Below are 25,924 nucleotides of genomic sequence, written 5' to 3'. Positions count from 1 at the left end.
AGCATGGCAGCATACGAAGGGGAGCGGGTGTGAACGACCTCATCGACACCACCGAGATGTACCTCCGCACGATCTACGAGCTCGAAGAAGAGGGCGTTGTGCCGCTGCGCGCGCGCATCGCCGAGCGGCTTGGTCAGAGTGGACCCACGGTGAGCCAGACCGTGGGGCGGATGGAGCGCGACGGGCTCGTCATCGTCGCCGACGACCGCCACCTGGAGCTCACCGAGCAGGGGCGCGGGCTGGCCATCGCCGTGATGCGCAAGCACCGGCTCGCCGAGCGGCTGCTCGTCGACATCATCGGCTTGGAGTGGGAGCACGTGCACAGCGAGGCGTGCCGCTGGGAGCACGTGATGAGCGAGGCCGTCGAGCGCAAGCTGGTCAAGCTGCTGGGCAACCCCACCACCTCCCCCTACGGCAACCCCATCCCCGGTCTGGACAAGTTGGGCGACGGCGAGCCCGCGCCGCCCGCCGAGGCGGGCCTGGTCCGCGTGGACGAGGTCGCGCGGCGCGGCGGCGGTCGGGTGGAGGTTCGGCGGATCGCCGAGCACGTGCAGCTCGACCCGGACCTGATGGCGGAACTCAAAGCGGCCGGTGTGGTGCCCGGCGGCACGGTGGACGTCGACTCGATGGGTGGGGCGAAGGTGGTCCAGGTGCGCGGCAACGGCACGACGGCCGCGTTGCTGCCGTCGGTGGCGCACGCCGTGCTGGTGCAGGCGAGGTGAGTCCGGCCGGCGGGGACCAGGCGCGGCGGGCCGCCGCCGCGTTCGAGGAGCTGCGCGGCGTCGCGCCGCGCGGTGTGTGGTCCGCGCCCGGCCGGGTGAACCTGATCGGTGAGCACACCGACTACAACGACGGTTTCGTGCTGCCCTTCGCGCTGCCCCACCGCACGGCGGTGGCCGCGTCGCCGCGCGCCGACGGCGTGCTGACGGTGTCGACGCTGGGCGACGACGGTGCTGCCCGGCACGCCGAGCCGATCGCGGTGGCCGACCTCGAACCGGGCCGTGTGTCCGGCTGGGCCGCCTACCCGTCCGGTGTGGCGTGGGTGCTGCGCTCGCAGGGCGTCACGGCGGGGGCGGATCTGGTCATCGCGGGTGACGTGCCGGCGGGCGCGGGCCTGTCGTCGTCGCACGCGCTGGAGTGCGCGGTGGCGTTGGCGCTGCTCGGTCTGGCGGGTGTGCCCGAGGACCGGCCGGAGATCGCGCGCTGGGTGCAGCGGGCGGAGAACGACTTCGTGGGCGCGCCGACCGGGCTGCTCGACCAGACCGCGTCGCTGCTGTGCACCGAGGCGAACGTGCTGTTCCTGGACGTGCGGTCGGGCAAGGCCGAGCAGGTGCCGTTCGACGCGGCCGTGCAGGGCCTCGAAGTGCTGGTGATCGACACGCGGGCGAGCCACTCGCACACCGACGGTGGCTACGGCGCGCGGCGGGCGGGCTGCGAGCGGGCCGCCGCGCTGCTGGGCGGGCCGGCGTTGCGCGACGTGGACACCGCGGAACTGGACGAGGCCCTGCCCCGGCTGCCCGCCGAACTCCAGCCGCTGGTCAGGCACGTGGTGACGGAGAACGAGCGGGTGCTGCGCGCGGTCGACGCGCTGCGCGCCGGCAGGGTGGCCGACCTGGGCCCGCTGCTCGTGGCGTCGCACGAGAGCCTGCGCGACGACTACCGGGTGTCGTGCCCGGAGCTGGACGTCGCGGTGGGCTCGGCGCTGGCCGAGGGCGCGCTGGGCGCACGGATGACCGGCGGCGGGTTCGGCGGCTCGGCCATCGCGCTGGTGCCGGTCGAACGGCACGACGCGGTCGTGCGGCGGGTGCTCGCCGCCTACGCGGAGCGTGGCTGGGCCACGCCCCGGACTTTCCCGGCCGTGCCCTCCGCGGGCGCCGCGCGGGACGACTGAGCGGGACGACTGACAAGCAGGCACGACGAAAGCGGGGATCACGGTGAAGCTGCTCGTCACGGGCGGAGCGGGGTACGTCGGCAGCGTGTGCGCGGCTCGGCTGGTCGAGTCCGGCCACGAGGTGGTCGTGCTCGACGACCTGTCCACCGGGCACGCCGACGCGGTCCCCGACGGCGTCCGGCTGATCGCCGAGGACATCGACGACGTGATCGGCTCGGTGCTCGCCGAGGGCTTCGACGGCGTGCTGCACTTCGCGGCGAAGTCGCTGGTCGGCGAGTCGCAGGAGAACCCGGCGAAGTACTGGCAGGGCAACGTCGTGACGTCGCTGCGGCTGCTGGACGCGATGCGCGAGCACGGCACGCCGCGCCTGGTGTTCTCCTCCACCGCCGCGACCTACGGCGAGCCGGACGAGGTGCCGATCGTGGAGACCGCGCCGACCCGGCCGACGAACACGTACGGCGCGACGAAGCTCGCGATCGACCACGCCATCACCGGCTACGCGACCGCGCACGGCCTGGCGGCGGTGAGCCTGCGGTACTTCAACGTGGCGGGCGCGTACGGGCGGTTCGGCGAGCGGCACGCGACGGAGACCCACCTGATCCCGATCGTGTTGCAGGTGGCCTCGGGCAAGCGGGAGAAGGTCGCGATGTACGGCGACGACTACCCGACCGAGGACGGCACCTGCGTGCGGGACTACATCCACGTGGTCGACCTGGCCGACGCGCACCTGAAGGCCCTCGCCCACGCGACCGGCGGCGAGCACCGCATCTACAACCTGGGCATCGGCGTCGGCTTCTCGGTGAAGCAGGTCATCGACGCGTGCCGCGAGGTCACCGGCCACCCGATCCCGGCGGACGTGGCGCCGCGCCGCTCGGGCGACCCGGCGGTGCTGGTGGCGTCGGCCGAACGCGCGCGGACCGAACTCGGCTGGAAGGCCGAGCGGGTGGACCTGGCCGGCATCGTGCGCGACGCGTGGGAGTTCACCCGGTCCCGGCAGGAGGCGTGATGACCGGCGCGAGCCAGTCGGGAGGCGCGACAAGCGACGCGATCCGGGCGGAGGACTTCGCCGACCTGTCCTCGTTCACCGCGATGCCCCGGCTGGCGTCGCTCGCGCTGTCCCCGGACGGCACGCGGCTGGTGACGGTGGTGTCGGAACTGTCGCCGGACGGCAAGACGTGGCAGGGCGCGCTGTGGGAGGTCGACCCGACGGGGAACCGCCCCGCGCGCCGCCTGACCCGTGCGGCGAAGGGCGAGTCGAGCCCGGTGTTCACGCCGGACGGCTCGCTGCTGTTCCTGTCCGCCCGCCCCGACCAGGAGGCGAAGCCCGCCGCCGGCAAGCCGAAGGACAAGACCGCGCTGTGGCTGCTGCCCCCGGTCGGCGAGGCCCGCGAGCTGTACCGGCCGACCGGCGGCGTGGAGCGCGTGGCGGTGGCCCGTGACTCGGGGACGCTGCTGCTGACCGCCGGAGCGCACCCGACGGCCGAGTTCGGCGAGGCCGACGAAGCCCTGCGCAAGTCCCGCGAGGACGCCGGCGTCACCGCCATCCTGCACGAGTCCTACCCGGTCAGGTACTGGGACGCCGACCTCGGCCCGACCTACCCGAGGCTGCTCACCGGGTCGTGCGACCCGGCGCGGGAGCGGCTGGACGCGGCGAGCCTGGTGGACCTGACCCCGGAGGCGGCGGCGAGGCTGGACGACTCGGCCGCGATCAGCCCGGACGGCCGGTGGGTCGTGCACACCGAGCAGGTGGGCGTGAGCGCGGCCTACGGCGGGCGGGTGCGCCTGCGGCTGACGTCGGCGGACGGCACCTCCAGCCGCGTGCTGGCGGACGTGGAGGGGCACTCGTTCGGGCACGCCACGTTCCGGGCGGACTCGTCGGGCGTGATCGCGATCCGGACGTTCGACTCGACCCCGGACCGGGCGTGGCGCAACGCGCTGGTCGCCATCTCCCTGGACGGCACGATCACCGAACTGGCGCCGGACTTCGCCGAGGAGCCCGAGCACCCGGTGGTCAGCCCGGACGGCGCGGCGGTGTACTTCACCAGCTCGCACCGGGGCCACCAGCCGATCTGGCGGGTGGACCTGGCGTCGGGCGAGCTGATCAAGCTGACCGCGTCCGGCGCGTACACCGACGTGCAGGTCGGGACGGACCACGTCTACGCGCTGCGCAACGCGCTCGACCAGGCCCCGCAACCGGTGCGGCTGGCGTTGGCGCTGCCCGACCAGGAGGCCGCGCCGCTGCCCGCCCCCGGCACGGTCGAGTCCCTGCCGGGCACCGTGACCGAGATCGAGACGGTGGCCGAGGACGGCCGCACTGTCCGGGCGTGGCTGGTGCTGCCGACCGGCTGCACCCCGGACCAGCCCGCGCCGCTGCTGCTGTGGGTGCACGGCGGCCCGGTGATGAGCTGGAGCGGCTGGAGCTGGCGCTGGAACCCGTGGCTGATGGCGGCCAAGGGTTACGCCGTCCTGCTCCCGGACCCGGCCCTGTCGACCGGCTACGGCCCGGAGTTCATCCAGGCGGGCTGGGGAAGCTGGGGCGCGAAGCCGTACACGGATCTGATGGCGATCACCGACGTGGCCGTGCGGCGCGACGACATCGACGACAGCCGGACAGCGGCGATGGGCGGCTCGTTCGGCGGGTACATGGCGAACTGGATCGCCACCCGGACCGACCGCTTCAAGGCCATCGTGACCCATGCGTCGTTGTGGCACCTCGACGCGTTCACGGGGACGACGGACGACTCGTACTACTGGATCAGGGAGATGGGCGATCCGCTGCGCCAGCGGGAACAGGTGCACGCGAACTCCCCGCACCTGCGGGCGGCGGACATCAAGACGCCCATGCTCGTCATCCACGGCGACAAGGACTACCGCGTCCCGATCGGCGAAGGCCAACGCCTGTACTTCGACCTGGTGCGGCACGGCGTGCCCGCGAAGTTCCTGTACTTCCCGACCGAGAACCACTGGATACTGACCCCCGGCAACGCCAAGGTCTGGTACGAGACGATCTTCGCCTTCCTGGCGGAACACGTCCTGGACGAGCCCTGGCGCCGCCCGGACCTCCTCTAGCCCACCAGCCCGCGATTCCGCCGACTCCACTCGACCCGTCCTCCGAGGACGTCCACCACACCGTCCCGAACCCAGGTCCGCTGAGGCTCGACTCCCCGTCGGGCCAGCAGTTCGACGTCCCTGATGGTCTGTTCCTGCCGTCGGATGACGGCGTCGACCAGACCGGTGGTGTCGGGAAGCCCGTACGCCCGGGCGAAGACCTCGATCCGGGCCCGCCGGTCAGGCGGGGTGGCGAAGCCGTGCCAGCGCACGGCTTCGCCATCGTCCCGGAAGGGTGCGACGTACTCCAGCGCGTAGGCGACGTCGTCCAACGGGTCGCCGGGGCGGGCGAAGTCGAAGTCCAGCAAGCCGACCGGCACCAGCCCGTCCCAGACCACGTTCCAGGGCCCGAAATCCCCGTGACAGATCACGCCGGACGCGACCTCGGATATCACGCCGGACGCGACCTCGGATGTCACGCCGGATATCCCGTTGCTCGGCAGGGCCCAAACAGCGTCGTCCACGACGAAACCCCGTGACGCCTCGTGAAAGTCCCTGAGCAACCGGGCAAACGCCCGCAGCCCTTGCGGCTCCGCTACCCGTGCCCAGCCGGCAGGTCCGGAGTCGCCGGGAATGTGCGTCAACACCTCCCGGCCGCCGCTCAGCCCGAGCGGCTTGGGCACCCGGTCGAAGCCCACGCCGTGCAGGTGCTCCAACAACGCGTGGACGGTCGGGCTCCACCACCCGGCAGGTCGTGACACCCGCCCGCCGTCGATAACGATCTTCCGCTCTCCCACACTCGCACGCTAGCGTCACGGCCGGACGCGTCGCCGATCCCGTGGGCTCGTCGCTTCGAACGCTTGTGAGGGTCGATCCCGACCACCATCATGGCCGAGGTCGGTCCCTTCGACGGGGCCGGACGAACCGCGTTCCGGATCGAACGCGGGTGGCCGAAGGAGGCGTCGTGACCGATCGTCCGGCGGAGGTCGACCTCAAAAAGGTGCGGCGTCGAACCGAGGAACTGGTCCAGGCGGTCCGTGACTGTGACGTCGATCGGTTGACCGCCATCCTCGCCCGCCACCCAGCGGCGGCGACTGAGCCGTTGGGCGACTGGCAGGACCACCCCGCCGACACGACTCCGCTCGCGTACGTGGCCATGCTCCGCTACGACACGGTCGGCAAGGTGTGGCGTGACGTGCCCGGCACCGGCGCGTTGGCCCGGACGTTGATCGACGCCGGCGCGCCGGTCGACGGGCGACCCGGGGATCGGGAAACCCCGTTGATCACGGCGGCCAGTTACGGCGACGTCGAGGTCGCCGAGGTCCTGATCGCGGCGGGCGCGAACCTCGACGCGACCGCTGCGGCCGACTCCGGTGGCGTGCCTGGCGGCACGGCGTTGCGGCATGCGGCGGTGTTCGGCATGACCGGCGTGGTTGACGTGCTCGCCAGGGCCGGTGCCCGGGTTGACGGGCTCGCCGAGGCTGCTGCGGTCGGCGATATCACCGGGTGGCTCCAGGTTTCGGTGCAGGGTGTGTCTGTGCAGGATGTGTCGGTACAGGATGTGTCGATGCACGATGTGTCGGTGCAGGAGAAGGTTCGTGCGTTGGTGATGGCCGCCGATCATGAACGTCTCGACGTGATCGACCAGCTCCTACTGGCCGGCACGCCTATCGACGCTGCGGACGCGCTGTGGGGGCGTCAGGCTTTGCGCTTGGCTACGACGAACGGCCGCATGGCCAGTGTGCGGCACCTGCTCGCCCGGGGTGCCGACCCGTCGCACGTGCAGGCTCGTCTATGACCTAGAGCCAATGTCCTTTCCAGCTCTGCCAGGCGTCGCTGGGAACCGCCGCGACTGGAACCCTGGGTCCGCCCGGCCGGGAACGTATGCCGGGGTGGCACACCACCGGAACTGTGGGGGCTTGGTGTTTGTGGAGCGGGTGGTCTTTCGTCTGGAGCTTTCAAGCGTCGCTCGCCGCTGGGCAGGCCGCCAAGGAGTGGGTAGGGCGTCGTGTTCTCCCCGTATGGCCTGGTCAAAGACCACCACCCTTGTCCAGGGAGCGCAAGCGAAAAGCGTGCTTGCGCTCCCTGGACAAGCGCGGTTCCCTGCGGGCAGGCCATACGGGGAGAACACGAGGCCCGGCTTGTGTGCTGGCGCACGGCTTGGTGGGTGGGTGGGTGGGCAGGGACGGTGGATGGGCTGGAGTGGCGGGTAGGCGGGGTTACGGGTGGGCGGGGGCCAGCGGGCTGGGGCCGGTGAGCTGGGGGCCGGTGGGCTGGGCTGGGGCGGATGCGCGGGCTGCGGTGGTCGACTGGCCTCTTGGATGGGTGGCCGCTAGGCCGGTGTTGGGCGCGGGTCGGGTGGGTCGGGTGGCTTTGGCGGGTTTGGGGGCTTCGGTGGGGCCGGGAGCTTCGGGGAGTCCGGGAGCTTCGGGGAGTCCGGGAGCTTCGGTGGGTTTGCCCTTCTCGTTGGTGCGGTCGGTTGTGCGTCGGTGTTGTCGGCTTCAGTCTCGACGTGAGCGTTGTCTTCCAGGTCGGCGGCGGTGGGGAACCAAGGGGCGTTGGCGGCTCGTTCAGCCAAGTCCCTGACGGTGGTTGGGGGCATTCCGTTTTCCAGCGCGGTGCGTAGTAGCACCGATAGGCGGTGGCCTGGCATGGCTTCTTGGGCTCGGTCCAGTGCCAATTGGGTCAGGGCGCCGTCTCCTCGGATGTAGGCCGAGAATGCCAGCAGGGCCGCTGGTTCCGCCATTTCCGGGTGTGGGGTTGATCGGGTCAGTTCTGTCCACAGGCGTTCGGCGTCCAGGGCGTGTTCGCCGATCGCATCGGCCAGGCTCGCGTCGCGCACCCACAGGTCGGACAGGGCGTATGCCAGGTGTGCGATCTCCAGGTCGGTCAACGGACGGTTTCGGTCTTTTGCCCTTATCACCTCGGCTCGGACCAGGTCTCGGTGGCGGATCATGGTTTTGGGGTCGTCGTAGTCGTGGATCTCCGCGTCGGCCGCCAGTTGGTCCAGCAGCGCCGACCTCCGGGACAGCGCCTCTTCCGGGTCCGGGGCCAGCGTCGCGGCCAAGGCCTCTCGGTCGCGGTGGGTTACCAGGCCTTGGGCTACCGTCTTCGCCGCCACGGTGGTGGTCGTCGGGTCCGGCACGGTTCCCGTGTCGCCCAGGTCGTGGTAGCTGAGCCACGGGGAGCCCTTCGCCGTGGCGGGTGACCAAGCCGCGCAGGTCACGGGGACGCCGGCGTACGCCAAGGCCGCCTCCAGGTGTGCGACCAGGTGCTCCCGTGGCAGGTCTTCGGGTGGGTCGCCGCGCCCGCCGCCGATCACCAGCACGACCACCCGCAGGTCGGGTTGGCCGTGCAGGGGCGCCGCCAACTCGTCGGCGACTCTGCGGTCGTTCCTCGTCGGTGGCAGGTCTATGCGGAGGGTCTGCGCTATCAGGCCTTCCTGCGACAGGATCAGGACCAGGGACTCGGTGGGGTGGAATCCGAGCAGGTACGGCAGTGCGGCGATCAGGTCGCCCGGGGTGCGGAGGTGGCCGGCGGGTTTGGTGGGGGATGTCATGGGTTCGATCTTGGGTGGTTGGTGGGAGGGGTGCCACTGCTGATTGCCCGATTGTGGACAACTTGGCGGCGTCACCCATTCGTGCGTGGCGAAAGGAACCCTGGATAAAGAGAACCGCTCCCCCCTGAGGTGGATCAGGGGGGAGCGGTAGAGGCAGAACAATCAGCAGTGGCAGCCACCACACGCCCGAGGACGCCCTACTCGTCAGGTGCGGCGATCGGACCGCGCTCAGCCGTCAAGGTGGAGGCTTACCGGGGCATGAATGGCTCCTAACCAACCGAACGACGCAACGCCGGTGAACCGCCGACCACCGGGAGCTCCACCACCGTGGACGTCAGGTCGATCGACAGCCCCGCGCCCGGCTTCGGCCGCAGCGTGTAGTCGTAGTCGCTGGAGATCAGCACGAACTCCACGGAGTGCCCGGCGGGCACGATGTAGTCCTGCGGCTCCAGGTCGACCTCGATCCGGTACCGGTGACCGGGCTTGACCGGCTTCGTCTTCGACGGGCTGAGCCGGTTCTGCGGATCGGTCCACCCGCGCGTGATCACGTGGCTGGTCCCGTCCGGCGCACGGTCCACCAGCAGCGCCGTCACGTTCGCCGCCGGCCGGTCGAACGACACCGCCAGGTTCACCCGGGCCGTACCCGACAACCGCAACGGCGAGGACGACGCACGGGTCGCGTACGACAACCGGTTGCCCGAGCTGGGCAGGTCGATCAGGTCCTCGGAGAGCTTGGACGAGTCATCCCGCAACGACTCCACCACAGGCCGACCGGGCACGGCGGACGACCGCAGCGCGCCCTTAGCCGAACCGCCGGCCCACGGGAACAGCCGGGCCGTCGACGTGCCCGGAGCGGGCCAGTCCGCCTCGTCCACCCACGTCGTCCGGTCCTCGCGCTGGATGGTCGACTTCGGCTCCTTCTCGATGCCGTTGTCGATCCCGTACAGGTAGTGGCTGAACCACCGGTTGATGGTGCGTCGCCACTCCGCGGACCGCAGCGTGTCCGGGTCGGTGTGACCGGACTGGTGCAGCCAGATCTTGTGCTCGACCCCGTTGCGCCGCAACGCCTCGTACCACTGCGCGACGTGCTTCACCTTGACGTTCCAGTCGCCCAGCCCGTGCACGGCCAGCACTGCGGCCTTCACGCGGTGCGCGTCCTTCACGTAGTTCCGCTCGTCCCAGAACGGGCTGTAGTCGCCGGTCACCCGGTCCTGCCGGGCCTCGATCTCGGCGATCACCGGCTTGCAGATCTCCTTGTCGTCACGCGAGTACACGTACTTCGCGAGCACATCCAGGTCCTCGCCCTGGTACGTGCCGGGCGCGACGACGGCGCCATCGGCGCGGTAGTAGTCGTACCAGCTCGAGATGGCCGCGATCGGCACGATGGCCTCCAGCCCCTCGACCCCGGTCGACGCCACGGCGTTGGGCAGGGTGCCGTTGTAGGACACGCCCATCATGCCCACCTTGCCGGTGGACCAGGAGGCCTTCACCGACGCGCCGGACGCGTCACGCGCCGTGGTGCGCCCGTTGAGCCAGTCGATGACCGACTTGGACCCGATGGTCTCGTTGCGGCCACCGGAGGTGGGGCAGCCGCTCGACTTGCCGGTGCCCAGCGATTCCGCGTACACCATGGCGAACCCGCGCGAGATGAAGTACGCCTCGTACCGCGTCGACGTGATGGGGCCGGCGTTGGGCCCGACGGCCGCCGCGATCCGCTCGTCCGCCTCGGCCTTCAGCAGCGACCCGTCGCGCTTGTCGTAGCCGCCGCGCCGGTCGGGCACGTACAGCTCGACGTCGACGTTGTGGTTCGGCACGTTGTTGCCGCCGGAGAAGTACGGGCTGTTGAAGAACACCACCGGCACCTTGAGACCCCGGGTGGTGGCGGCCTGCCGCACCACTTCGGCGTAGACCTCGTCGTCCCGCCCGTCGCGGTCGCTGTCGACCGGCGCACGGACCCAGACGCTCTCCTTCACCACGTCCTTCGGGTCGAAGACGGCTTGCGCCTCGCCGTCCTTGAACACCGGGCCCTCCGGGGCCGCCGAGGCCACCGCGGGCAGCAGGCCCAGCGGCAGCGTTGCCAGAGCCGCCAGCACCGCGGCTCTCCGAACACCCTTCACGGCTGTTCCCCCATCATGTCCAGGACAGGTCGGTGCAGACCCTCCCCCGCTCCCGCAAGACGTGTCAAGGGCCACCCGGGTCCACTGTGGACACTACGTGAAGACCCGACTATCGGCGTCTTGACCAGCGCGGACCGGACGTGCAGACTCCCCCGCGCCATGCGTGAATTCATCGCCGCGCTGCCCAAGGTGGAGCTGCACGTCCACCTCGTCGGCTCAGCGTCCCCCGACACCGTCCTGACCCTCGCCCGCCGGCACCCCGACCGGGGAGTGCCCGTCGACGAGGCCGCACTCCGGAGGTTCTACGAGTTCACCGGCTTCGGCCACTTCATCGACGTGTACGCCAAGGTGAACGCCCTGGTGACGACGGGAGACGACGTCGCGGCGCTGGTCCTGGGGCTGGCGGAGGAGCAGGCGCGGCGCAACGTCCGCTACGCCGAGGTCACCGTGAGCGCGACCAGCCACCTGCGGGCGGGCATCGCGCCGGACGAGCTGGACGAGGCGCTGGCCGAGAGCCGCGCCGAGGCCCTGGCGAAGCACGACGTCGAACTGGCGTGGGTGTTCGACATTCCCGGCTTGTGGGATCGCGATTTCGGCCTCACCAGCGCCCGGTACGCGATCGACCACCGCCCGGACGGCACGGTGGGCTTCGGGGTGGGCGGTTTCGAGGCCGACGCGCCGCGCCGGGCGTTCCGCGAGGCGTTCGCCCAGGCCCACGACGCCGGGCTGCACTGCGTCCCGCACGCGGGCGAGACCACCGGGCCGGACCAGATCTGGGAGGCCGTGACCGACCTGAAGGCGGTGCGGGTGGGCCACGGGACCAGCGCCGTGCGCGACCCGGAACTCCTGGCGCACCTGAGGGACCACCGCATCACCCTGGAGGTGTGCCCGACGTCGAACCTCCGCACGGCCGCCGTCGAAAGGATCGAGGACCACCCGCTCCCCCGCCTGCTGGAGGCGGGCGTCCCGGTCACGCTGGCCACCGACGACCCCGGCATGTTCCACACCGACCTGAACCGCGAATACCTGTTGTGCCACGAGGAGTTCGGCCTGGGCCGGAGCGAGCTGGCGGACCTCGCCCGAGCTGGCGGACCTCGCCCGAGCCGGCGTGCACGCCAGTTTCGCCTCCGACCGGCGCAAGGCCGAACTCCTCGCCGGGATCACCGCGACCGAACAGGCGTCCTGACCCGTCCGCTCGCCACCGCCACCGCGAGCGCCGCCGACGCCATCAGCGCGGCCACCCAGTTCGGCGCGGTGTAGCCGAACCCGGCGTCGATGGCGACGCCGCCGAACCACGCGCCCGCCGCGTTGCCCAGGTTGAACGCGGCGATGTTCGCCGCCGACGCGAGCGCGGGCGCGCCCTCGGCCTGTTGCAGCACGCGGCTCTGCAACGGCGCGACGGTCGCGAACCCCGCCACCCCCAGCAACGCGATCGTCACCGCACCGAGGAGTTGGGACTGCGCGGTGAACACGAAGGCCACCAGCACGACCACCAAGGCGGCCAGGATCACGTACAGGCTCGGCATCAGGCTCCGGTCCGCCGCACGCCCGCCCAGCACGTTCCCGACGCACAGCCCCGCCCCGAACAGCACCAGCAGCCACGTCACCGCGCCCGGCGGGAACCCGGCCACCTCGGTCATCATCGGCGCGATGTAGGTGAACGACGCGAACACCGCGCCGAACCCCAATGCCGTGGTGCCCAACGCCAGCCACACGCCGGGCCGCCGGAACACCTCCAGCTCGCCGCGCAGTCCCTCGGACGCGGGCTGCGGCGGCACCAGCGCGACGATCCCGACCAGCCCGACGATCCCGAGCGCGGTCACTGCCCAGAACGTCGAGCGCCAGCCGGACTCCTGCCCCAGCGCCGTGCCCATCGGCACGCCCAGGACGTTCGCCACGGTCAGCCCGGTGAACATCAGCGCGATCGCCCGCGCCCGCCGTTCCGGGGCGACCAGACCGGACGCCACCACCGCGCCGACGCCGAAGAACGCCCCGTGGCACAACGCCGCGACCACGCGGCCGACCATCAGCAGGAAGTAGCTGTCCGCCACCGCGGACAACACGTTGCCCAGGATGAACAACACCATCAGCCCGACCAGCATCCGCTTGCGCGGCAGGCGGGAGCCGCCGGCGGTGATCAGCGGAGCGCCGACCACGACGCTCAGCGCGTAACCCGACACCAGCAGCCCGGCGGCCGGGATCGACACGTCGAGGTCGGCCGCGACCTGCGGCAGCAGGCCGACGATCACGAACTCCGTGGTGCCGATGCCGAACGCGCCGATGGCCAGCGCGACCAGTGCGAGCGGCATCAGAGTTCGCCCAGCCAGGACGCGACTTCGCCGAGCAGCACACCCAGCTCGTCCAACTCGCCGTCCATCAGGACGAACCCGTGGATGGCGCCGTCGAAACGCCGCACGTGCACCGGAACACCTGCCGCGGCGAGCTTTTCGGCGTAACGCTCGCCGTCGGAACGCACCGGGTCGTGCTCGGCGAGCCCCACGAACGCGGGCGGCAGGCCCTCCAACGACGCGCGCAGCGGGGCCGCGAGCCCGGTCGGCTCCTGCCCGTTCAGGTAGTGCGACCAGAACCAGCGCATCCCCCCGCGCTGCAAGCCGTAGCCGACGGCGTTGTCCACATAGGATGGTGTGGAGAAGTCGATGTCCAACGGCGGGTAGACCAGGATTGGAAGGCCGGCCGAGGGCCGCGCCCGCCATCTTCTCCAGCGCGGCGCGGGCTTGTTCGTTCAGTGCCATGGATCGATCATCGAATCGACACAGCCATAAGTCCAAGGCATGTTCTTTGTCGAAAGCATAAACTGTCTTCATGACGCTCCGGCAGTTCGAGTACCTGGTCACCGTCGTGGACGAAGGCTCCTTCACGCGCGCCGCCGAACTGCTGCACGTCACGCAACCGGCACTGTCCCACCAGGTCAGGGCATTGGAACGCACCGTCGGCACGCCCCTGCTGGACCGGCTCCCGCGCGCCGTCCGCCTCACCCCGGCAGGCCGCGCGTGGTTGCCGTTCGCGCGCGCGGCCCTGGCCGACGCCGAGCGCGCCCTGACGGCGGCCCGACGCGCAGGCGGCCTGGAGTGCGGCGAACTGCACGTGGCCACGGTGTACTCGCTCACGCTCGGCGCGCTGCCGCCCGTGCTGCGGAAGTGGCGCACGCTGCACCCGGACGTGCGGATCAGGCTGTTCGAGCACCGGCACGCCGACGAACTGCGCGAGGCGATGGCCGAGGGGCAGGCGGATGTGGCGATCGGTCCGGACCCGGCGGGGTGGGCCGGTTTCACGCGGAGCCTGGGCGTGGAGGAGTTCGTGGTCGTCGTGCCGCCCGACTCGCCGCACGAGGGATCGGTCGACCTCCGGGTGTTCGCCGACCACGGTTGGGTGCACTACGCGCCCGGCAACGGGCTGGCGGACGTGGTCGACGCGGCGTGCCAGGAGCGCGGGTTCCAGCCGTGGGCGGCGGTGCGGACCGAGCAGACCGCGACCGTGCCGGTGCTGGCCGCCGCCGGGCTGGGGCCCGCGCTGGTGCCGCGCAACGTGCTGCCGGAGACGTTCGACGGGGTGGTGCTCCGGCCGGACCCGCCGGTGCGACGCGGGTTGGTCGCGTACTGCCACAAGGACCCCGATCCGCTCACCTCGGCGTTCATCGGGTTGCTCACCCAGGCAGGATGGGACGCATGAGGCTGGTCATCCTGGGCGGCGGAGGGTTCCGCGTGCCGCTCGTGCACAAGGCGTTGGCGGCGGACGGGCGGGTGGACGACCTCGTGCTGCACGACGTCGACCCGACGCGACTCGCGAGCATCCGGGCGGTGCTCCACGGCGGGCCGCGGGTCAGCGTCACCACGGACCTGGACGAGGCGCTGCGCGGCGCGGACTTCGTGTTCTCGGCGATCCGGGTCGGCGGGCTCGCCGGGCGGGCGATCGACGAGGAAGTGGCGCACGCGCACGGCGTGCTGGGTCAGGAGACCGTCGGGGCGGGCGGCATCGCGTACGGACTGCGCACCGCCCCCGTGGCGCGGGACATCGCCCGGAGGGTCGCCCGGCTCGCCCCGCAGGCCTGGGTCATCAACTTCACCAACCCCGCCGGGCTGATCACCGAGGTCATGGCGGAGCACCTCGGCTCCCGGGTGATCGGGATCTGCGATACACCGGTCGGGCTGTGCCGCCGGGTGGCCCACGCGCTCGACGTCACCGAGGCGACCTTCGACTACGCCGGGCTCAACCACCTCGGCTGGCTGCAAGGGGTCCAGGTCGGCGGGGAGAATCTGCTGCCCCGGCTGCTGGCCGACGCGGACGCGTTGCGTTCCTTCGAGGAGGGCCGGCTGTTCGGCGTGGAGTGGTTGCAGGCTCTGGGCGTCATCCCGAACGAGTACCTGCACTACTACTACGACACCCGTGACGCGTTGGGCGACGACCGGGGTGCTTTCCTGCTACGTCAACAGAAGCGCTTCTACGCCGGCGAGGTGGACTGGGAGACGACCAGGCTGGAGCGTGAAGCCACCTACATGAAGCAGGAACGCGACTCGCTGGAGGGCGGCGGGTACGAGCACGTCGCGCTCAAGCTCATGCGCGCGATCGCCGACGACGAGCGCGCCACGCTGATCCTCAACGTTCGCAACGGCTCCACTCTGTCCATTTTGGATGACAGCGCGATCGTGGAGGTGCCGTGCACGGTCGACGCGACCGGTGCGACGCCGTTGCCGGTGAGCCCGCTGCCCGATCACGCCGCCGGGCTGGTCATGTCGGTGAAGGCCGTGGACCGGCTGGTCATGGAGGGCACGCGGCAAGCGGCCCTGAAGGCATTCGGACTGCACCCCCTGATCGACTCGGTGCCGACCGCGAAAAACCTGCTGGACACGTACGCCCGGCGTCACCCGGAGCTGGCCTACCTGAGCTGAGCACGGCCCAGCGCGTCCGCGCGGCGGGTCGTCTCCGGCAGGCGGGTGACGCACAGCCGCAGTACTTCGGCGCACGCCCGGTCCAGGTCGATCCGGTGCCCGACGGACACGAACACCGGCTTGACCCCGGCCCGGGTCCGCAGCGCACGCCCGACGACTTCGCCGTCCTCCACCAAATCCGTGGTCGCGCCCCGTTCGTCGGAGGGCTGGTCGAACCGCCCCATCGGCGTCTTCGCCACCCCGACGCTCGGCAGGTCGGTCATCACCCCGATGTGGCACGCCAGCCCGAACCGCCTGGGGTGCGCCAACCCCTGCCCGTCGCACACCAGCAGGTCGGGGGTGACGGTCAGCTTCGCCAGGGCCCGCAGCAGCGGCGGCAGCTCGCGGAACGCGAACAGGCCCGGCAGATAGGGGAATTCGGCCGTCCCGCGCACCACCACCGAGTCGACGGTCTCCAGGGTCGACGCGTCCAGCACCACGACGGCACCGGCCAGCCGGTCGTCGTCGGCGTAGGAGACGTCCAGCCCGGCCACGAGCCGCACGGCCAGCCCCGGATCGGCCGACGTCCGCACCAGGGGACGCAGCCGTTCCTGCTCGGCGACCGCTTCCTCGGGGTTCACTCGTGTCTCACCGCCGCCCGGTGCGCGGCGAGCAGGTCGTCGCCGAAGTCGCCCGACCTCCTGCGCCACACGGAATGCGCGTGGTTGGCCTCGTTCGCGGTGTTGTCGTACTCGATCAGCAACTCCGGCCCCTGGATTCGGTAGTAGTGGCCCGCACCGCGCATCGCCGAACCCTCCCAAGCGAAGTGCAGGCGGTCCGGGTCGAGCTGGTCGAACTCCTCGTCGGCGAGGTCGCTGTGCAGGCGGTCGAGGTAGTAGCGCACGAGCCCGACCAGCAGCTCACGGGAGGAGCGGTCTAGCTGGGCAGGCGTCACGCCCAGCGGTTCGAGGTCGCCGACGTGCCGCGCGTTGCCGGTGCGCAGGTCGGGCGGCGGCCGGTCGGCCACCACGGCGAGACCGCGCGCGGTGCGGCCCATGCGGTCCAGCAGCTCGCGGGCCAGCTCCTCCTCCAGCCGCAGCGGCTGCGCCACCGTGCGGCCCCGGTAGGTGACCCGGGCCGGGTTCGCGCCCAGGAAGAAGGGGGTCGCCGAGACGCGGCCGTCGGCCACCAGCACGCTGACCGACAGGTGGTGCCCCTCGAACCGCCAGCCCCACGGCTCGTCCGCGCCGGGCACCCCGAACAGGACCGTCGCGTAGTCGCCCTGGTGCCGGTCGCGGCGACCGCCTTCGCGGTCGTCCAGCACGTCCTCCAGCGCCATCACGGTCGTGACCTGCGCGTACGTGTGCGGGCTGAGCACGCAGGACAGCAGGCGGTGAACGGCTTTGCGCTGTTCGCGGTCCAGTTCGCCGAGCACCACGCCCGGCCGTGGACCGGGTGTGTAGGCCCACCGTTTGCGCAGGTCGTCGTCGGAGACGGCACGCACCGCGACCGCGCGCTGCCCTTCGTCGAGCAGGCCGAGCAGGCCGCGCGTGGCCTCGGTGATCTCGTGCAGCATCACTCGAACTTATCCGCCTTCGGATCGCGCAGCAGCAGGTGGCGATTCCGGAGTGGTCCGGACGACCGGCGACGATGGGGCCATGACCCGAGCGTTCGCCCGCTTCTGGGCCGCCGACACGGTGTCCCTCGTCGGCACCCACGTGACCACCATCGCGCTCGCGGTCCTCGCCATGGACGTCCTCCAGGCCTCCACCACCGAGCTGGGTGTCCTGCGTGCCGCGCCGTTCGTGCCGTACCTGCTGTTCGGCCTGTTGGCGGGCGTCCTGGTCGACCGCTACCGCCGCCGACCGATCCTGGTCGGCGCGGACCTGGCCCGAGCGGCCGTGCTGGGGCTGATCCCGACGCTGCACGCGGTCGACGCGCTCACCATGCCGAGCCTCGTCGCCCTGGTGACCGTGTTCGGCGCGCTGTCGCTGGTGTACGACGCGGCACACCAGTCGTTCCTGCCGAAACTCGTCCCCGCCGAGCAGCTCACCACCGCGAACGCCCGCATGGAGCAGACCCGCGCCACGGCCCAGACGGTCGGCCCGATGGTCGCCGGCTGGCTGGTCAAGGCCGTCGGCGCACCCTTCGCGATCCTGGTCGACGCGGTGTCGTACGTCGTCTCCGGCCTCGTGCTGGCCACCCTCCGCGTGCCGGAGAAGGTGAACCCGCCCGCATCCCGCGACCTCAAGCGCGAGCTGCGCGAGGGCCTGACCTGGGTCTACCGCCACCCCGTCCTCGCGCCGCTCGCGGTCACGTCGCACGCGTGGTTCCTGTTCAACAGCATCGTCACCACCGTGTACCTGAAGTTCGTGTTCGACGACCTGGGCTTCGACGCGTTCCAGTTGGGCCTCACCTTGGCCTTGGGCGGCGTGGGCTCGGTGCTCGGCGCCTCCCTGTCCGGCCGCGTCACGACCCGGCTGGGCTTCGGCCCGGTGATCGTCCTCGGCCGCTGGCTGACCCCGCTGGCGTACCTGCCGGTGCCGTTCGCGGACTCGTCCACCACCGGCCTGGTGCTGCTGTGCGCCGCGCAGTTCGGCTGGGGCTTCGGCGTGGGCGTGGACAGCCCGCCCGAGATGGGCTACCGCCAGGCGATCACGCCGGACCACCTCCAGGGCCGCATGAACGCCACGATCCGCTCGCTCAACCGGGGGATGATCGTGCTCGGGGCGCCGCTGGGCGGTGTGCTGGCCGACGCGGCGGGCAGCCGGACCGCGATCTGGGCCGGGATCGCGGGGCTGGCCGGGCAGGCGGTGGCCATCACGCGCTCCCCCGTGCGCCGCGTCCGTGAGACCCGGTGACCCGTCGCGCGATATGTGATAGAAACCTTACGTAATGAAAACCCCACACGACACTGACGACGACCCCGTCTGGCGTGCGCTCGCCCACCCGCTCCGCCGGGCGATCCTCGACGTGCTGCGCGCCGGGCCGCGGACCACGGGCGAGCTGGTCGAGGCGTTGGAGATGAGCCGGCACGTGGTCATGCAGCACCTCGGCGTGCTGCGTGAGGCCGACCTGGTGCTGGTGGAGCCGCACGGCAGGCGGCGGGTCAACCACCTGAACCCCGTGCCGATCCAGCAGATCCACCGGCGGTGGGTCGCGGAGTTCGAACAACCCTGGGCAGCCGCGCTCGTGGGCCTCAAAGACACCGTCGAACGCGCTCGCGAGAAGGAGCAAGACGTTGGCTGACAAGGAACTCGTGCACAGCATCGTGATCGCCGCGCCGATCGACGCCGTCTGGGCCGAGATCACCAAGCTGGACGGCAGGCAGCGGGCCATGATGGACGCGATCCTCGACTCCGAGCTGAAAGCCGGGGCGCCGCTGCACTACCGGTCTCCGGACGGCAAGCGGGTGTTCGTCGTCGGGCGCGTGGTCGAGGTCGACCCGCCGAAGCTCTTGTCGCACACGCAGAAGCTGACCATGCGTGACGACCCGTGGACGCTGGTGACGTGGCAGCTCGCCGAAGTCGACGGCGGCACCCGCGTGACGATGCGCAATTCCGGCTGGCCGGAGTCGGTCGACAAGCTGCACAAGGTCGACAGCACCTGGAAGTCGGTCCTGGCCGCCCTCAAGCAGGTCGTGGAGACCGGTGACATCGGCGCGGGGCTGAAGCTCCAGTACGCGATGATGCGCGCGTTCATGTGGGCAATGCCATCCGGCACCAAGACGGAGAACGTCCCCGAGCCGCCCGCCATCCAGACCGGGAGCTGACATGCTGGGCCGGTGTGGAACGGAGAACTCCTCGACCTCGACGCGTACCTGAGCCGCGTCGGCTTCCGGCCGGACCCGGACGCCGACCCGGCCGCCACCCTGCGCGGGCTGCACCGCGCGCACCTCAGGGCGATCTCGTTCGAGAACGCCGACATCGGCGCGGGCGTGCCGATCGCGCTGGACGTGCCGTCGCTGCAAGAAAAGATGGTGCGGCGCCGGCGCGGCGGCTACTGCTACGAGCAGAACCTGCTGTTCGCGGCGGTGCTGGAACGGTTGGGCCACCAGGTCACAGGACTGGCCGCGCGGGTGCTGCTGGGCCGCACCGGCGACCTCCCGCGCACCCACGCGCTGCTGCGCGTCGACCGGAAGTGGTTGGTGGACGTCGGTTTCGGCGGCGGCGGGCTGCTGACGCCCCTGCCACTGGCGCAGGGGGCGTTCGAGCAGCAAGGCGACTGGACGTTCCGGCTCGACCAGGACGACGACGTGTGGACGCTGAAATCGTTCCAGGGCGGCGAATGGGTGTCGTTGTACGACTTCACCGAGGACCCGCGCACGCCCGCCGACTTCGCGATCCTCAACTACTACCTGTCGACCAACCCGGCGAGTGCGTTCGTCGGCAGGCTGCTCGTGCAGCGCACCGACGAACGCGCCCGCTACGCGATCGCCGACCACGAGCTGACCGTGGCCACCCCGGACGGCGAGACGCGGAAGCGCAGCCTGACCCCCGACGAACTGGCCACCGTGCTGCGCGACGACTTCGGCTTGGAGCTTCCTACGGCCACGGGTTGAGCGCCGGCGGCTCGCCGGTCAGCGTCCCCTTCGGCTCCCGGCCGGCGAGCCACAGGACGAGGTCTTGCACTTCGCCTTGCAGTTCAACGGCTTCACCGGAGCCAAATGTCCACTTGCGACTGTCATCAGCGGAGACCAGAGTCAACTCGACACCATCCGGCACGCGCTGCGCCAGGAATTCCACGGCGTGGTCACAGAATTCCGACGACCATCGGACCGGCGTCAGGTCCAGGTCGAACGTGTGGATCTCCACCTCACGCCAGACCCCGTACACCGTGTCCCGCAGCGTGCCGTCGCGGTAGGTGACCGGCGAGTCCCAGTCACGCACGCCCGCCCACGCCTTGGCCAGCCGGGCGACAGCGGCGTCGAGCGCGGCACGGTGCTCGTCGGCCGACCGGCCCGCGCCCGCCTCGATGTCGGCGTCCCGCGCGGGACGTCCGCCGGGGTACACCTCGACCTTCACGCCTTCGTGCTCCGCCTGCCGCGCCATGGCCTCGGTGACGTTCGCGACATGCGCCAACACGTGTCCGCGCGTCCAACCGAGCAGCACGGACGGCTCGCCGACCTGCGCGTCGGTCAACCCCGCGATGACCGTGCCGAGCCTGCGGTGCGCGTCGAACACGGCGCTCTCGATCGTCACGACTCCCCCTAATGGACCGTTCAGTCAAATGCGTTAGCAACATAGCGGGGATGGCTCGTGAAGTCCATTAGGATGTGGGAGTGAGCCGGGCACTGGAGTTCGCGAGCACGGTCCGTCACGACGGACACGGCGGACTGGCCGACGACCTGGCCACGGTGGACGGACTGGCCGCGTGGGCCCGCGTCGACGCGAATGAGGAGTTGCGGCTCAGGGTCGTGGAGCTGCGGTGGGCGGTGCGGTCACTGTTCGCACACGCCGTGGACGCGGGCGAACGGATCGACACCCCACACCTGATGCCTCTCGATGAGGCGTTGCGCGTGGTCAACGCTGCGGCGGCACAGGTGCCCAGAGCCGCGCGGTTGGAGTGGGAGGAGCCGTTGCGCCTGCGCTACGTCGATTCGGCGACGGAGGGTGAACGGCTGTTGGCGGACCTGGCAACGTCCGCGATCGAGTTCCTGGTGAGCGGGGAACGCGCCGAACTACGCGCCTGCCCCGCTCCCCGGTGCATCCGGTACTTCGTCAAGGCACACCCGCAACAACAGTGGTGCAAACCCTCGTGCGGCAACCGGGCGAGGGTCAGCAGGCACTACCGCAAAACCCGTTAACGCACCCGCCCGAGGAACGCCGCCCACGCCCGAGAACCCACCCAGACCTGATCCCCTTGCCGCTGCTTGGAATCACGGATACCGGCACCCCGCCCGGCGATCACGCGCACCTCGACACACTGATCGTTGGCCGTCCCGCTGTAACTGCTCTTGAACCACCCGGTGTCACGCAAGGCTAGATCCTCTCCAGGACCGCTCGGAGTCGCGCCCGCGATTCTTCCAGACTGAAAGCGAGTTCCTGAAGCCGCGCAAGGCCTCGCGCAAGGGCGGCCGTGTCGCCCGGCTCCCTCAGGTAGACCGATGGGCCGTATGCGACCGGCAGCAAACCGACCGGAGGCGCAGGTTCTTCGAAGTCGAGCAACACGATCGGCCCATACAGGCAAGGGTTCTTCGGCTCGGTCGAGTCGAGCAGCCGCAACGAGACGTTCGGGCGTTCGGACGCTTCGAGCAGGTGCTCGACCTGCTGTCTCATCACCTGCGCGCCGCCGACGAGGGTGGCCAGCGCGTCATCGGTGAAGATGAACACCAGGTCCTTGCCGGAGAGCAACTTCTGCCGCTCCAACCGGAAAGCCACCCGGTTGACCCGCTCCTGATAGGACTGCTCCCACCAGACACCATCACCGTTCGCGATCAGCGCCTCGGCATACTCCGGGATCTGGAGCAGGCCGGGGATCACGCCACGGTCATAGCTGGAGATCCGAACGGCGAGCGACTCCAGGTCGGCGTTGCGGTGGTAGGTGCTGGGCAGAAGATCGACCTTGGCCCGCCTCGGGTGGCGTTTGCGGGCTTCGACACCCATCGCCAGCACCTTCTCCCGATCTTCCGGAGAGACTTCGAGGAAGTCGAGCACCCGCCTCAACTCGTCGGCGGTGAGGTTGGCGCGGCCGTTCTCCAGGTTGTTGATCCGCGTACGGGCCTTCCCGACGACCTCGGCGATGTCCTCCTGTGATTTCCCGGCTGCCAGACGGAGCCTCTTCAGCTCCCCGCCGAGGACTCTCCTGGGCATGGTCTGCACTACTTCACCCAACTCGCACTCCTCGCTTTCACCCGATCAGGTGTCCGTATCGGCGGCACGTCGCAGCTACTTTGGCGGTACGCACCGCTTAACCTGCCGTCGTAGGCGAACCTAGATCGGAGGCGTCATGAGCTTGACAGCACCGTCCGCACAGGTAGGCGCGTGGGTGGTCATCGAGAGTGGGACCGACATCAAGTTTGTCGCGAACGAGCTGGAAGAGTCCATCGAGCTGACGTTCGCCGGAGACCCGGCGTTCGAACTCGTGCTGTCCCGCGAATCCGTGCGGCAATGCCTGGAGCTGTTCCCACAAGCCCTGGCCGAGCTGGAGATGGCGAGGCAAAAGCCGGTCGACTAGCCACACGGGCGCTTGGCGGACCGAGTCCGCCAAGCGCCCGCGTCAGGTCCGCTATCCCTGGACGATGTACGCGGAGGGTGAACGGCTGTTGACGGACCTCGCGCCTGCCCCGCTCCCCGGTGCATCCGGTACTTCGTCAAGGCACACCCGCAACAACAGTGGTGCAAACCCTCGTGCGGCAACCGGGCGAGGGTCAGCAGGCACTACCGCAAAACCCGTTGACGCGCCTGCCCGAGGAACGCCGCCCACGCCCGAGGACCCACCCAGACCTGATCCCCTTGCGACTGCTTGGAATCACGGATACCGCCACCCCGCCCGGCGATCACGCGCACCTCGACACACTGGTCATTGCCGGCTCCGCTGTAGCTGCTCCTGAACCACCCGGTGTCACGCAAAGGCTAGATCCTCTCCAGTACCGCGGCGAGGCAAAAGCCGGTCGACTAGCCGCGCGGGCGCTTGGCGGACCGAGTCCGCCAAGCGCCCGCGTCAGTGCTATCCCTGGACGATGTACGCCGTGAGCTGGTCCTGATCCTCTTCGAGCTGACTGATCCGACTCTTGACCACGTCCCCGATGCTGACGATCCCCACCAGCAGACCATCCGACACCACCGGCACGTGGCGAATTCGGCGTTCGGTCATCAGGACCGTCAGGCTGTCCACCGAGTCCTTCGGCGAACAGGTGAACACCTCGGCGGTCATGATGTCCGACACGACCGCTTCCAGCAGGCCCGCGCCCCGGTCGTGCAGGCGGCGGACCACGTCTCGTTCCGACACGATCCCGGCGATGCCGTCCGGGCCGACGACGACCATCGCGCCCACGTTGTGCTCTGCCAGCGCGGCGACCAGCTCCGCCACCGAGGCTCTCGCGTCGACCGTCGCCACGGCCGACCCCTTGTTCCGCAACACGTCAGCGATCCTCATGTGGCGCCTCCCTGATCCCAGCCAGATCCGGTGCTACCCACCTCAGGCTAGTTCCCGCGCGCCCCCAGCGGCAGGCCCTGCGCCCGATGAGACCACATTTGTGCGGCCGAGTCCGCCACGCCGACGATGGCCGTTTCCTGGAGCAAACGTTTGCCCAGCCACCACCGTCACCCGCGGCGTGACGATGGCGGGCGAGTTCGCCGGGAGAAGGTCCGCATGGACGAGCACCCTACTGTCCACAATGGACTTTACCGAGCCGCTGTTTCGCGACGTTCTCCAGCGGACCCGACAACGCGCACCGCCGGCGCCGCGAATCGACTCGCGGCGCCGGCGGTGTGGCAAGGTCGGCCGCCGAATTCCGCGCCGTGTGATGTCACGGCGTCGGAATCGCGGGGGGTCAGCCGCCGGTGTTGCGGCGGAACACCCGGCGCCCGACGAAATTCGCCTGGTGCGGCCGGCCGGGGTTGAGGTTCACGCCCCCGTTCTTCTGGGCGTGGCCGCGGCGTTCGCGGCGGTTCGGGACGACGGTCTCCTCGGGCTGAGGCTGCTCGTCGTCACTCGGAACGTTCTGCTGCTCGGTCATCGGTCCCTCCTGGGGTTGAGGCGAAGTCGCTGGTCAGCGACGCCGCATGGCGTACTGGCGCGGGTTGACGACGACTCGTCCACCGCCGAAGCGCGGCTGGGACGCGCCGTTGGCACGCCGGGCGCGCCGGTTGTTCGGCTGACCGTCGTGGGGTTGTTCAGTGCGCATGGTGGGCATGCGACCGCCTCCTACCGGAAATCGAGGCGTGCAAAGGCTTACGACCCAGCTCGTGCGCGAAAAGGGTCGGCAAAGAGCCGCTAGGGCCACCAGGAGATGAGCGCTCGGCACCGGCTCACCGGCCGAGTGCGGCGCGAAGGAGGAAGAATTCCTCAGAGGTAGATCTGGAAGAACATGGCACTGACGTTAGCGCGTCGCGCCCCGGGCTGCCAAGAGATTTTTCGAGCGATCACCGCCACACCTGATCATCAACGCGTCGCCGGGCACGCAGGGCGATCACCGTGATAACCGGACGAGTGGACCTGAGTGTCCGAAGTGGACACTCCGGTGGCACCCCGTGACGTGCGCCGGGACCAGCGCACGGCCGGGCCCATGGCCAGTGCGGCGGTCAGGAACAACGCGCCCAGCACCAGCCAGCCCACCACTCCCCCGCCGAGCACGAGGGTGGTCAGCAGCAACGGCCCGACGGTTCGCGCCACGGCCGTGCCAGTGCCGTAGAACCCCTGGTACTGGCCCTGCCGGTCGGCCGGCGCGAGCCCGAACCCGATCTCCCACGACCCCGCGCCGTGCGCCATCTCGCCCACCACCTGCACGGCCGCCGCCGCCACGAGGACCGCCACGGCCACCCACGCCCCGGTGTCGGCCGACAGCGCGAACACCCCGCAGCCGACGAGCAGCAGCACCCCGCCGCGCCGCACCGAGCGGACCGCCGTGTCCAGGTCCGTCACGCCGCGCGCCATCCGGACCTGGCCGACCACCACGGCCCCGGTGTTCACGACGAACAGCACTCCCACGATCCAGGTTGGCGCATCGGTGCGCTCGACGATCCACAGTGGAACGACGAGGCTCAGCATCGGCATGTACAGCAGCAGAACGGCGTTCAGCAGCGCCACCAGCGCATAGGGCCGGTCCCGCAGCACGCCCAGCCGACGAGGCCCGCTCACGGCCGCCACCACCTCGGGCAGCCCCCACAGCACGGCCGCCGCGACGAGGAACCCGAGCGCGTCGACCGCGAACACCACCAGATACGCCTCGGCGGCGTCCAGGTGCAGCGCCACCCCGCCCAGGCCGGCTCCGACCGCGAGCCCGGCGTTCAGCACGGACTGGAGGAGCGCGCGCACCCTGGTCCGCCGCCCCGGCTCGACCAGCCCGGCGAGCAACGCCTGCCGCGCGGCCTGCAACCCGCTCTGCCCGCACGCGTAGACGGCCGCGATCAGCAGGAACGCCGGCAACGACCGCACCACCAGGAACGACGCCAACGCGCCCGCCGTGACCACCGCCAGCACGACCGCGAGCCGCTTCGCGCCGAACCGGTCGGCGAGGTGCCCCAGCGGCACCCCGGCCACCGCCCCGACCGCCCACGCCAGCGTCAAGGCGAACCCGACCTGCGTGGGCGACAGCCCGACGACCCGCGTGAAGTACAGGGCGGAGGACACGTAGAACGCGCCGTCCCCGACCGAGTTGGCCACCTGCGCGACCGCGAGCCGCTTCGTCGTTCCCATGAAGACGACGTTAGGAACCGGATTGGCCCATGGTAAGAGCCAAGGACGAGCCGATTGGTTGGGC

General features: G+C 70.6%; 28 protein-coding genes and 2 pseudogenes. 15 read left to right on the top strand and 15 right to left on the bottom strand.

Features of this window, described 5'->3' with window-relative positions:
- The first annotated feature begins 29 nt into the window (after window positions 1–29).
- From ACQPZF_RS09300 to ACQPZF_RS09285, 4 genes are read left to right on the top strand one after another with little or no spacing between them, the layout of a single operon-like run.
- Window positions 30–722: an iron dependent repressor, metal binding and dimerization domain protein gene (locus ACQPZF_RS09300; RefSeq protein WP_433270272.1), complete on the top strand. Its 693-nt coding sequence runs from the start codon at window positions 30–32 to the stop codon at window positions 720–722.
- On the top strand, window positions 719–1,891 hold the full coding sequence (galK, locus tag ACQPZF_RS09295) for a galactokinase (RefSeq protein ID WP_433270271.1): 1,173 nt from the start codon (window positions 719–721) through the stop codon (window positions 1,889–1,891). Before ACQPZF_RS09300 ends, galK begins: the two co-directional genes overlap by 4 nt.
- Before the next feature lie 43 nt (window positions 1,892–1,934).
- Window positions 1,935–2,897 (top strand): UDP-glucose 4-epimerase GalE, encoded by a 963-nt coding sequence (gene galE, locus ACQPZF_RS09290; protein ID WP_433270269.1) that lies wholly within the window; start codon window positions 1,935–1,937, stop codon window positions 2,895–2,897.
- Window positions 2,897–4,960, top strand: coding sequence for a prolyl oligopeptidase family serine peptidase (locus ACQPZF_RS09285; RefSeq protein WP_433270267.1), 2,064 nt, complete (start codon window positions 2,897–2,899; stop codon window positions 4,958–4,960). Before galE ends, ACQPZF_RS09285 begins: the two co-directional genes overlap by 1 nt.
- Here ACQPZF_RS09285 and ACQPZF_RS09280 read toward each other — a convergent pair.
- Window positions 4,957–5,736, bottom strand: a complete 780-nt coding sequence (locus tag ACQPZF_RS09280; protein WP_433270266.1) for an aminoglycoside phosphotransferase family protein — start codon at window positions 5,734–5,736, stop codon at window positions 4,957–4,959. The two genes, ACQPZF_RS09285 and ACQPZF_RS09280, sit on opposite strands and share 4 nt — an antisense overlap.
- Window positions 5,737–6,095: 359 nt before the next feature.
- Between ACQPZF_RS09280 and ACQPZF_RS09275 the strand changes: the two genes are divergently transcribed.
- Window positions 6,096–6,737 carry an ankyrin repeat domain-containing protein gene (locus ACQPZF_RS09275; RefSeq protein WP_433274496.1) on the top strand — a complete coding sequence of 214 codons (642 nt, stop codon included), beginning with the start codon at window positions 6,096–6,098 and terminating at the stop codon, window positions 6,735–6,737.
- Window positions 6,738–7,271: 534 nt separating this feature from the next.
- On the opposite strand, the gene ACQPZF_RS09270 is transcribed toward ACQPZF_RS09275, so the two are convergent.
- Window positions 7,272–8,498 carry a DUF4192 domain-containing protein gene (locus ACQPZF_RS09270; RefSeq protein ID WP_433270264.1) on the bottom strand — a complete coding sequence of 409 codons (1,227 nt, stop codon included), beginning with the start codon at window positions 8,496–8,498 and terminating at the stop codon, window positions 7,272–7,274.
- 269 nt (window positions 8,499–8,767) lie between these two features.
- The gene (locus ACQPZF_RS09265) at window positions 8,768–10,615 is read right to left on the bottom strand and encodes a Xaa-Pro dipeptidyl-peptidase (protein ID WP_433270262.1); all 1,848 of its coding nucleotides are present in this window, start codon (window positions 10,613–10,615) and stop codon (window positions 8,768–8,770) included.
- Between the two features lie 159 nt (window positions 10,616–10,774).
- Here ACQPZF_RS09265 and add point away from each other — a divergent pair, with 159 nt between their 5' ends.
- Complete coding sequence (gene add / locus ACQPZF_RS09260; RefSeq protein ID WP_433270261.1) at window positions 10,775–11,875, top strand: adenosine deaminase; 1,101 nt, start codon at window positions 10,775–10,777, stop codon at window positions 11,873–11,875.
- Here the strand turns inward: add and ACQPZF_RS09255 are convergent.
- Complete coding sequence (locus ACQPZF_RS09255) at window positions 11,776–12,924, bottom strand: MFS transporter (protein WP_433270259.1); 1,149 nt, start codon at window positions 12,922–12,924, stop codon at window positions 11,776–11,778. The genes add and ACQPZF_RS09255 overlap by 100 nt on opposite strands.
- Window positions 12,924–13,304: pseudogene (locus ACQPZF_RS09250) on the bottom strand (alpha/beta hydrolase fold domain-containing protein); the annotation flags it as partial. The pseudogene ACQPZF_RS09250 and the gene ACQPZF_RS09255, both read right to left, overlap by 1 nt.
- Before the next feature lie 134 nt (window positions 13,305–13,438).
- Between ACQPZF_RS09250 and ACQPZF_RS09245 the strand changes: the two are divergent.
- Window positions 13,439–14,305 carry a LysR family transcriptional regulator gene (locus ACQPZF_RS09245; RefSeq protein ID WP_433270257.1) on the top strand — a complete coding sequence of 289 codons (867 nt, stop codon included), beginning with the start codon at window positions 13,439–13,441 and terminating at the stop codon, window positions 14,303–14,305.
- Window positions 14,302–15,522, top strand: coding sequence for a 6-phospho-beta-glucosidase (locus ACQPZF_RS09240; RefSeq protein ID WP_433270255.1), 1,221 nt, complete (start codon window positions 14,302–14,304; stop codon window positions 15,520–15,522). The genes ACQPZF_RS09245 and ACQPZF_RS09240 overlap by 4 nt, the downstream gene beginning before the upstream one ends.
- Here ACQPZF_RS09240 and ACQPZF_RS09235 read toward each other — a convergent pair.
- Both ACQPZF_RS09235 and ACQPZF_RS09230 read right to left on the bottom strand, forming a co-directional pair.
- Window positions 15,510–16,142 carry an endonuclease V gene (locus ACQPZF_RS09235; RefSeq protein ID WP_433270253.1) on the bottom strand — a complete coding sequence of 211 codons (633 nt, stop codon included), beginning with the start codon at window positions 16,140–16,142 and terminating at the stop codon, window positions 15,510–15,512. The genes ACQPZF_RS09240 and ACQPZF_RS09235 overlap by 13 nt on opposite strands.
- Window positions 16,139–17,077, bottom strand: a complete 939-nt coding sequence (locus ACQPZF_RS09230) for a DUF3500 domain-containing protein (RefSeq protein WP_433270251.1) — start codon at window positions 17,075–17,077, stop codon at window positions 16,139–16,141. The genes ACQPZF_RS09235 and ACQPZF_RS09230 overlap by 4 nt, the downstream gene beginning before the upstream one ends.
- Before the next feature lie 82 nt (window positions 17,078–17,159).
- Here ACQPZF_RS09230 and ACQPZF_RS09225 point away from each other — a divergent pair, with 82 nt between their 5' ends.
- From ACQPZF_RS09225 to ACQPZF_RS09210, 4 genes are read left to right on the top strand one after another with little or no spacing between them, the layout of a single operon-like run.
- A complete protein-coding gene (locus ACQPZF_RS09225) occupies window positions 17,160–18,362 on the top strand; it encodes an MFS transporter (protein ID WP_433270249.1) in 1,203 nt (400 codons plus the stop codon).
- A gap of 34 nt (window positions 18,363–18,396) precedes the next feature.
- On the top strand, window positions 18,397–18,750 hold the full coding sequence (locus ACQPZF_RS09220; RefSeq protein WP_433270248.1) for an ArsR/SmtB family transcription factor: 354 nt from the start codon (window positions 18,397–18,399) through the stop codon (window positions 18,748–18,750).
- Complete coding sequence (locus ACQPZF_RS09215; protein ID WP_433270246.1) at window positions 18,743–19,273, top strand: SRPBCC domain-containing protein; 531 nt, start codon at window positions 18,743–18,745, stop codon at window positions 19,271–19,273. Before ACQPZF_RS09220 ends, ACQPZF_RS09215 begins: the two co-directional genes overlap by 8 nt.
- Window positions 19,274–19,285: 12 nt before the next feature.
- Complete coding sequence (locus ACQPZF_RS09210) at window positions 19,286–20,062, top strand: arylamine N-acetyltransferase family protein (protein ID WP_433270244.1); 777 nt, start codon at window positions 19,286–19,288, stop codon at window positions 20,060–20,062.
- On the opposite strand, the gene ACQPZF_RS09205 is transcribed toward ACQPZF_RS09210, so the two are convergent.
- Window positions 20,046–20,702, bottom strand: a complete 657-nt coding sequence (locus tag ACQPZF_RS09205; RefSeq protein WP_433270242.1) for a maleylpyruvate isomerase family mycothiol-dependent enzyme — start codon at window positions 20,700–20,702, stop codon at window positions 20,046–20,048. The genes ACQPZF_RS09210 and ACQPZF_RS09205 overlap by 17 nt on opposite strands.
- Before the next feature lie 80 nt (window positions 20,703–20,782).
- Between ACQPZF_RS09205 and ACQPZF_RS09200 the strand changes: the two genes are divergently transcribed.
- Window positions 20,783–21,307 carry a CGNR zinc finger domain-containing protein gene (locus tag ACQPZF_RS09200; protein ID WP_433270240.1) on the top strand — a complete coding sequence of 175 codons (525 nt, stop codon included), beginning with the start codon at window positions 20,783–20,785 and terminating at the stop codon, window positions 21,305–21,307.
- On the opposite strand, the gene ACQPZF_RS09195 is transcribed toward ACQPZF_RS09200, so the two are convergent.
- Both ACQPZF_RS09195 and ACQPZF_RS09190 read right to left on the bottom strand, forming a co-directional pair.
- Complete coding sequence (locus ACQPZF_RS09195; protein WP_433270238.1) at window positions 21,304–21,480, bottom strand: DUF397 domain-containing protein; 177 nt, start codon at window positions 21,478–21,480, stop codon at window positions 21,304–21,306. The two genes, ACQPZF_RS09200 and ACQPZF_RS09195, sit on opposite strands and share 4 nt — an antisense overlap.
- Window positions 21,481–21,482: 2 nt before the next feature.
- The gene (locus ACQPZF_RS09190) at window positions 21,483–22,334 is read right to left on the bottom strand and encodes a helix-turn-helix domain-containing protein (protein ID WP_433270236.1); all 852 of its coding nucleotides are present in this window, start codon (window positions 22,332–22,334) and stop codon (window positions 21,483–21,485) included.
- 115 nt (window positions 22,335–22,449) lie between these two features.
- Here ACQPZF_RS09190 and ACQPZF_RS09185 point away from each other — a divergent pair, with 115 nt between their 5' ends.
- The gene (locus ACQPZF_RS09185; RefSeq protein ID WP_433270234.1) at window positions 22,450–22,677 is read left to right on the top strand and encodes a hypothetical protein; all 228 of its coding nucleotides are present in this window, start codon (window positions 22,450–22,452) and stop codon (window positions 22,675–22,677) included.
- 111 nt (window positions 22,678–22,788) lie between these two features.
- Window positions 22,789–22,899, top strand: a pseudogene (locus tag ACQPZF_RS09180) (CGNR zinc finger domain-containing protein); the annotation flags it as partial.
- On the opposite strand, the gene ACQPZF_RS09175 reads toward ACQPZF_RS09180, so the two are convergent.
- The 5 genes from ACQPZF_RS09175 to ACQPZF_RS09155 form a co-directional block, all read right to left on the bottom strand.
- A complete protein-coding gene (locus ACQPZF_RS09175; RefSeq protein WP_433270232.1) occupies window positions 22,881–23,072 on the bottom strand; it encodes a DUF397 domain-containing protein in 192 nt (63 codons plus the stop codon). The pseudogene ACQPZF_RS09180 and the gene ACQPZF_RS09175 overlap by 19 nt on opposite strands.
- A gap of 97 nt (window positions 23,073–23,169) precedes the next feature.
- Entirely contained in the window at window positions 23,170–23,598 is a 429-nt protein-coding gene (locus ACQPZF_RS09170) for a CBS domain-containing protein (protein WP_433270230.1), read from the bottom strand.
- Between the two features lie 397 nt (window positions 23,599–23,995).
- Window positions 23,996–24,181: a hypothetical protein gene (locus tag ACQPZF_RS09165; protein WP_433270228.1), complete on the bottom strand. Its 186-nt coding sequence runs from the start codon at window positions 24,179–24,181 to the stop codon at window positions 23,996–23,998.
- A gap of 33 nt (window positions 24,182–24,214) precedes the next feature.
- Window positions 24,215–24,349 (bottom strand): hypothetical protein, encoded by a 135-nt coding sequence (locus ACQPZF_RS09160; RefSeq protein ID WP_433270226.1) that lies wholly within the window; start codon window positions 24,347–24,349, stop codon window positions 24,215–24,217.
- 257 nt (window positions 24,350–24,606) lie between these two features.
- Window positions 24,607–25,860: an MFS transporter gene (locus ACQPZF_RS09155; protein WP_433270224.1), complete on the bottom strand. Its 1,254-nt coding sequence runs from the start codon at window positions 25,858–25,860 to the stop codon at window positions 24,607–24,609.
- Window positions 25,861–25,924: the final 64 nt, after the last annotated feature.

Origin of the sequence: Actinosynnema sp. CS-041913, assembly GCF_050942485.1 — a bacterium.
Classification (GTDB): Bacteria; Actinomycetota; Actinomycetes; order Mycobacteriales; family Pseudonocardiaceae; genus Actinosynnema.
Note: the sequence above shows the minus strand (reverse complement) of the source record. Positions and strands in the feature narration are given on the sequence as shown.